The organism is Streptomyces sp. NPDC041970 (assembly GCF_055588985.1).
Genome location: NZ_JBVJCD010000112.1, coordinates 1 through 3,424 on the forward strand (window position 1 = coordinate 1; position 3,424 = coordinate 3,424).

Sequence of the window (3,424 nt, forward strand, 5' to 3'; positions counted from 1 at the left end):
CGACCGGAGGAACAGGCGGGCGAGTGACATATGAGCGCCCCACCCACCCCCCCCCCCCCCACACCCCCCCCTCCCCCCCCCCCCCCCCCCCCCCCCCCCCCCCCCCCCCCCCCGCGGGGCCCCCCCCGGAGCCGTGTCGGGCGCGGGAGCGGGAACACTCCCGCGCCTCCGGTCACCGGCGGATCATCACCGGGTCGTTCTCGGCGTCGTTGTGCCGGCGCGCCCAGTTCTCCAGGGCGACCCGGCAGGCGTGGTCGAGGTGGCGCAGGCCGGTCAGGTCCAGCTCGGTGGGCCGGTCCCGGTCCTGCGGAAGCTCCTCCAACTGCTCCAGGATGCGCGGGAGCCGCAGGAAGGTGGCGTTCCCGGTGAGCGTCACGACGACCCGCCCGTCGGTGAGCCGGTGGGTGGAGAGCTGCACGTGGGAGGTCTCCCAGGCGGACTTGACCACCGCCAGCAGCAGGCCGAGCACGACCCCCTCGAAGAGGTTGGTCACCACGATGGCCAGTGCCGTGACCGCCAGCAGCAGCGCCTCCCCCCGGTGGTCCCGCCAGAGCGGTCCGAACTCCTTGGCGGGCACCAGCTTGCACCCGGCGTGCACGAGGATGCCGGCGAGCGCGGCCAGCGGGATGACGCCGACGGCGGCGGGCAGCAGCGCGGCGAACAGCAGCAGCCACAGGCCGTGGGCGACTCGGGAGAGCGCGGTCGTCGCCCCCGCCTGGACGTTGGCGGCGCTGCGGACGATGACCGCGGTCATCGGCAGCGCCCCGAGCGCCCCGCAGAGGCTGTTGCCGACGCCCTGGGCGACCAGCTCCTTGTCGTAGTCGGTGCGCGGCCCCTCGTGCATCCGGTCGACGGCCGCGGCGCTGAACAGGCTCTCGGCCGAGGCGATGAGGGCGAAGGCGAGGACCGTGCCGATGACCGCGACGTCGGCGAGCCGGCCGAACTCCGCGCCGCCGGGCGGGTCGATGGCGTGCAGCAGCCCGTTCACGTCGGCCACCGCGGGCCGCAGGCCAGCCAGGAAGGCGACGCCGGTGGCCAGGGCGACCGCCGCGAGCGGGGCGGGCACGATCCGTACGGAGGCCGGGAGCCTCGGCCACAGCAGGAGCACGGCGATCGTTCCGGCGCCGAGGCAGAAGGCGGTGGTGGCCTCGCCGTTCGAGGCGATCCTGGCGGCGAGCTCCGGCAGCCCGGCCAGATTGGCCAGGCTGCTGCCCGGTTGCTCGGTGTCGGCCAGGGCGTAGAGCTGGCTCGACACGATGACCAGTCCGATGCCGGCGAGCATCCCCTGGACCACGGAGACCGAGATGGCGCGGAACCAGCGGCCGAAGCGCGCCAGGCCCAGCACCACCTGGAGCAGCCCGGCGGCCAGCACGATCGGCCCGAGCGTGCCGAGGCCGAACTCGTCGACCGCCTCGTAGACGAGCACGGTGAGACCGGCGGCGGGACCGCTGACCTGGAGTCGGCTGCCCGGCAGCAGTCCGACGACGAGCCCGCCGACGATGCCGGTGACCAGGCCCAGTTCGGCCGGCACCCCGGAGGCGACGGCGATGCCGACGCAGAGCGGCAGGGCGACGAGGAAGACGACGAGGGACGCCAGCAGGTCACGCCGTACGACGTGGGGGTTCTTGAGTTCCTTCGCGGAGATCATGGGGTTTCCCTTGTAGACACGGTCGCGTCCGGCCGAAGCCGGGGCGTGCGGGGGTGGTCCGGGGCGCGCGCCGAGGAGCGGAGGGGGGACGGCGCGGGGGTGCCGAGCGGGCGGCGGAAGGGGTTTCGGGAGGCCGGGCGTGGGCGAGACGCACGACGTCCTTCGCTTTCGCGGCGACGTGCTCGATGAAATTCCGGGCGTGTTCGACAAGGGACTGCATGGGTGGCCTGCCTCCTGCATCCGGCGGAGCCGGGAGCGGTGTGGTCGGGTCATGGCGACGAATGCGCTGCTGATGTCCGTGTGGGTGTTCGGGACAGGGAGGGCTCTCGCCTCGGGGTCGCCGAAGGCGTACCGATGGACGGCGGCCGAGGAGCCTGCTCCGAACGCGCCGTGGGGGTACTGCTACAGCTCAGCATATAGACCAGAATTTTGCTCACGCATTACCTTCTTTTGAGGGAACGCGAATGCGCCATTCTTGTCATTCGTTCGGCTTGTTCTTCCGGTCGACCGGGGAAAGGGCAGGCGGGCGCGGTCCGTCAGGGGCGTCGGCCGTGCACGAAGAGATGCGGCTCCGGCGCCCCCGCCGGGTGCGCGGGCGTGAACAGCGTGCTCCGCTCCCACTCCACGACCAGCCCCGCCCGTGCCAGCAGCGCGGTGAACTCCCGCGGACCGAAGCTGGAGACGCGGACCGGCTGCCCCATGAACACCGCGTCGGCGTCCCGCACGTCCACCGGCACGGTGGCGGCGACCAGCGTCCCGCCGGGGCGCAGCGCGCGGACCAGCCGCTCCAGCAGCGCGCCCTGGTCGCCGCGCGACATCTGCAGCAGCGAGAAGTAGACGCAGACGGCGTCGAAACCGCCCTCGGGCAGCGGCGTCTCCCGGATGTCGGCGCACCGGAACTCTGCGGCCGGCACCCGCTCCGCCGCGAGCGCGGTCATCACCGGCGACACGTCGACGCCCAGCACCCGGTGCCCCGCCTCCGCCAGGACCTGCGCGGTGGGGCGGCCGGTCCCGCTGCCCACGTCCAGCACCGCGCTCCCCGGCGCGAGCTCGGCCAGCAACCGCTCCAGGGAGTCGCGGTGGCCGGTCGAACCGGCGAAGGCCCGTTCGTACTCCGCCCCCAGCGCGTCGAAGACCGCGGCGGCCGCACGTCCCCGGTCGCCCCGCCCCTCCGGTCGTCCGCGGCCGTCGCCCATCGTCGCGTCCCTCCGTGGTCCGGCGGCCTTACGGGGCCCCGCCGCTGCGAGCGTCCCCCGGTACGGGGCTGAGTATGCCGGGCCGTCACCTCTGAGTACGTCCCCCCATGTTCGGCTCGCAGCCCGCTGTTCGAATGACCGCATGGACTCCGAGACGCCGCGCCACCCCCGCATCCAGCACGTCACCAGCGCCGGGACCGCCCTGGCCGTCACCCTGCTCCCGCTGGTGGTCGGCGTGCTGCTGGCCAAGACCCTGTCGGCGGACCCGATGAGTTCGGTGAACGCCTTGGTCACGAACGGCGCGGGCCGTCCGCGGGTGTCGCCGGGGGAGTGGCGCAGGTGCGGCGGCCACGCGCTGCGGCGGCTGCGGACCGCCGAGCGGTCGCCCCGCGTCCGGTCGGGCGTCCGGGCTCCGGCCGGCCGCTGAACCCCGGCGGGGCCGGAGCGGGCCGGGGGGGGGGGGGGGGGGGGGGGGGCGGGGGGGGGGGGGGGGGGGGGTGGGGGGGGGGGGGGGGGGGGGGGGGGGGTGGGAGAGGGCGAGCAGGTAGGTGGACTGGTGCAGGTCCGGATGGTGTAGCGA

At 74.6% G+C, this 3,424-nt stretch carries 3 protein-coding genes; 1 reads left to right on the top strand and 2 read right to left on the bottom strand.

The window, feature by feature from the left end:
• Window positions 1-172 precede the first annotated feature (172 nt).
• Together ACZ6EJ_RS27735 and ACZ6EJ_RS27740 are read right to left on the bottom strand one after the other, a co-directional pair.
• Window positions 173-1,648, bottom strand: coding sequence for a SulP family inorganic anion transporter (locus tag ACZ6EJ_RS27735; protein WP_469270943.1), 1,476 nt, complete (start codon window positions 1,646-1,648; stop codon window positions 173-175).
• A gap of 536 nt (window positions 1,649-2,184) precedes the next feature.
• Complete coding sequence (locus ACZ6EJ_RS27740) at window positions 2,185-2,844, bottom strand: class I SAM-dependent methyltransferase (RefSeq protein ID WP_469270944.1); 660 nt, start codon at window positions 2,842-2,844, stop codon at window positions 2,185-2,187.
• A gap of 142 nt (window positions 2,845-2,986) precedes the next feature.
• Between ACZ6EJ_RS27740 and ACZ6EJ_RS27745 the strand changes: the two genes are divergently transcribed.
• Window positions 2,987-3,271 carry a hypothetical protein gene (locus tag ACZ6EJ_RS27745; protein ID WP_469270945.1) on the top strand — a complete coding sequence of 95 codons (285 nt, stop codon included), beginning with the start codon at window positions 2,987-2,989 and terminating at the stop codon, window positions 3,269-3,271.
• Window positions 3,272-3,424: the final 153 nt, after the last annotated feature.

Coding starts and splice junctions, on each gene's coding strand:
- ACZ6EJ_RS27735 (WP_469270943.1), bottom strand. CDS start 1,648: ATGATCTCCGCGAAGGAACTCAAGAACCCCCACGTCGTACGGCGTGAC.
- ACZ6EJ_RS27740 (WP_469270944.1), bottom strand. CDS start 2,844: ATGGGCGACGGCCGCGGACGACCGGAGGGGCGGGGCGACCGGGGACGT.
- ACZ6EJ_RS27745 (WP_469270945.1), top strand. CDS start 2,987: ATGGACTCCGAGACGCCGCGCCACCCCCGCATCCAGCACGTCACCAGC.